This is a genomic window from Cyclobacterium sediminis, from assembly GCF_054781075.1.
On record NZ_BAAGVC010000012.1, the window covers coordinates 1 to 3,323 of the forward strand.

Genomic DNA, 3,323 nt, shown 5'->3' on the forward strand with positions numbered 1-3,323 from the left:
TCCGTTAAAAATAAATCATTATTCCATTACGCTCTTCCCATCCCGATCCGCCGCGGCGGCTAAGCCCTGCAGCGCCGATGGTACTGGTGCGCCACGGCGCATGGGGAGAGCCTGTCCCGACTCATCGGGATTGCCGCCTTCTTTTAGACCCTTAGAGCAATCTAAGGGTCTTTTTTTATGCCCAATTACACCGAAAAAATAGAAGTATTCACCACAGATTACACAGATTCGCACAGATAGCATTTATGGAATGGGTCTGGTTTTAAGCCTTTCCGTTAAAAATAAATCATTATTCCATTACGCTCTTCCCATCCCGATCCGCCGCGGCGGATAAGTCCTGCAGCGCCGATGGTACTGGTGCGCCACGGCGCATGGGGAGAGCCTGTCCCGCCTCATAGGGATCGCCGCCTTCTTTTAGACCCCTTAGAGCAATCTAAGGGTCTTTTTTTATGCCCTTTTTTGTAAATAATCCTGCTTAATACCCTTTTTTCACCTCTCATTGCGATTCTTTGGAAGATTTCACCTTATGGTATCGCATTGGATACTGTCATCTTTATTGCTACGCTTTAAAATGCTAATTCTCGGAATAACCATTTTTTTAAGGTTCAAATATTAACTTAGGTTATATGGTTCCTACCTATCTGGATCCCTACTCATGCTTTACATTCATTAAAATAAAAAAGGTGTAGCTGTTATCTACACCTTGTTCTGGAATTCTTTATTAAATTGGATGGCATTATGAGCTATTAGGTAGCATCTAAGATTTAATGTTAAAGATTTCTACCAGCTAATCATTAGCTGCCTTATTTTTAAACGAAACTTACACCCCTGCTTTATTAATGACCTCCAATGTTTTCCTTAAGCCTGTATTGGCGACTTCTTGTAGATCTTGTTTCCAATAGTCCGGATTGTATAATTCCAGGGAAATACATCCTTTATAACCGGTAGTCTTTAGGCTTTTTAATATTTCGGGTAAAGGTAAAATTCCGTCACCGGGATAAACCCTGTGTTTGTCCCCTAAAGTCGCCATATCAGGGCTTGCCGGAGCATCAGCAAATTGGAAAATAGCAATTAAATCTCCCTTTAAAAATTTAAGCCCTTCAAATCCTCCTTCGCTTATGTGCATGTGAAAAGTATCAGGAATAATCATCGCCTTTGGATGATTGGCATCTAATGCTACTCCCGTAGCCTGTCCTAGAGTTTTAAGTGGGAAAAATTTTACAAATACCAAAGCTGGGTTGATACCGTATTCATTTATTCCTATTTCTATTAATTCACGGTATCTCTTAGATACGTATTTTTGGTCATAATTTTCTCCTACAGTATTGGGAATGGTTTGGATGTGTTGAGATTGAATGTCAGCTGCCATTCGCATTCTGTTTTTGGTGTCTTTCAGCGATTGCTCAAATGCCTGATTGGTGGGAGGCAAAGCATTCCATAAACCAATAACACTGGGTACAAACATCCCAAGTTCTTTAATTTCTTTCCCCAAATCTTTTAGGTTACCCCCTTCCTTTTCATATTCAGCCAATTCTCTATCCCAAGGTTCTATGGCATCATAACCCGCCTTGGCTGCAATGTGGACCTTTTCCTTTAATGAGGCTGGTCTAATCGTTGCAGTATCCAAACAAATAGGCCAGGGACTTTGATCTTGCTGGTATCTTTTTGAAATCTCTGTGTTTTTTAGAGGTGTTTTCGCTGTCAAAGAAGTTACTGATCCTGCTGCAATGCCGGCCAAGGTGCCAAGGCTAATAAACTTTCTACGTTTCATTTTTCTGCTTGTTATGAGTAATAGCTTCGTATACTATCAAGTTTTTTGCTTGATTTTATGTTTTTAGCCATCAATAAAGTGAATGCAATGAGTCATTGGTAAAAAAAACAAAAGAAGGAGAAATTTTTCAGTTTCTCCTTCTTTTAAATAAAATCTTATAATTTATTTGGTAGGTGTTATTTCAAATTTCCTGAATTCAACTGGACCATGGTCCCCTTGAATCATAATCGGGCCTGCTTCACCTTCATTGCTGTCGATGGCTCCGCCTGTAATACCGGGTATGATTTGATCAAATATGATGGCTTTACCATTGGCAATAATCGTAACTCTTCTGCCAATTAAAGTGATTTCATAAGTTTGCCACTCTCCGGGTCCTTTTGCTACCATTTCATTGGGTGTCAAAAAACCATAAACTCCTCCAAAGTAGATAGAGGAAGGCGGGGTGCCTGAATTGTCTTCGATTTGCACCTCATATCTTCCTCTCAGGTAGATTCCACTATTGCTTCCTTTTGGATAGCGAAATTCTGCAGTGATTTTAAAATCCTCAAACTTTTTGTCTGATATAAGGTTTGAGCCGGCCGAATTAGAAGTCAATATACCATTGATCACTTCCCACTGGTTTTTATCTCCGTCAACATGCCAGCCTTCCAGGGTGTTTCCATTGAATAATTCGATGGTTTTGCCCCATTTTGGTGCTTTTTCTCTTACCAAAGATGGTGCCCTAACTCCGGTAAAGGAATGCTTTTCCCCTGTACTTTGCGTAATGGTACCCGAAAGTTTTCCTTTTTTTAATTGACCGTTAAATACCATGTCTTGATCGGAATTGTCCCATTGAGGTGGGATGGAGAATTTAATTTTCCCATTTTTATAATCAACCTTGGATATAGGTCTTGCGCTACCATTGTGTGCAACATAATATCCAACCAAGGTTTTTATGCCGGATAGCTTAACTTCTAGCCAAGATGGTGCTTTTTTGCCATCCATGTCTACCGTAAGATCCCAGCGGCCGGTCAGCTCTTTCTCTCCCTGAGCACAAGCCATATTTCCTGTACTTAAGAAACTGGTGAGCAATAGGGCAAACAAAAGTAATTTAGATTTTATCATGATATCTTATTTAATGTTTATTTCCTTTAAAATTACTCGATTTTTATCTTCAATTAAAATTGTTTTTAATTAAATGGTCTAATTAAATTATTGGGTGTTGGGTGCTATAATTGTTTGTTATTAAGCCTGAATTTCAGTTATTTCTTAGAAAAAAATGGGTACAAATGCGAGGTTATAGAAATTCACTCATTAATTTTCCAAACAAAATCATGTTTGAATGATGTTATAAAGAGATTTGGCTAATTTTAATTTTATTTATCCAAGTATATTAACATGCTAGTTAGAAAAATTGGAAGCGGTTATTTTTTGAATTAAATATTTCTTTAAACATTCTATTAATAAATAGGGCTTCTTGCTGATTTATTAATTACCTGATAACCAGCGTAATAATTAACAAAAACATAACACAAAAACCCCGAATTTAGCTGTTTAAAGCTTTTTTCGGGGT

General features: G+C 38.2%; 2 protein-coding genes. Both read right to left on the bottom strand.

Annotated elements, in window-relative coordinates:
* Positions 1-820 precede the first annotated feature (820 nt).
* Positions 821-1,771: a sugar phosphate isomerase/epimerase family protein gene (locus ACYVHJ_RS14735; protein ID WP_460515998.1), complete on the bottom strand. Its 951-nt coding sequence runs from the start codon at positions 1,769-1,771 to the stop codon at positions 821-823.
* 162 nt (positions 1,772-1,933) lie between these two features.
* Positions 1,934-2,875: a 3-keto-disaccharide hydrolase gene (locus tag ACYVHJ_RS14740; protein WP_460516000.1), complete on the bottom strand. Its 942-nt coding sequence runs from the start codon at positions 2,873-2,875 to the stop codon at positions 1,934-1,936.
* Positions 2,876-3,323 lie beyond the last annotated feature (448 nt).

What these genes read in the sequence shown, in the direction of transcription:
- ACYVHJ_RS14735 (WP_460515998.1), bottom strand. Translation starts at nt 1,771, where the DNA reads ATGAAACGTAGAAAGTTTATTAGCCTTGGCACCTTGGCCGGCATTGCA.
- ACYVHJ_RS14740 (WP_460516000.1), bottom strand. Translation starts at nt 2,875, where the DNA reads ATGATAAAATCTAAATTACTTTTGTTTGCCCTATTGCTCACCAGTTTC.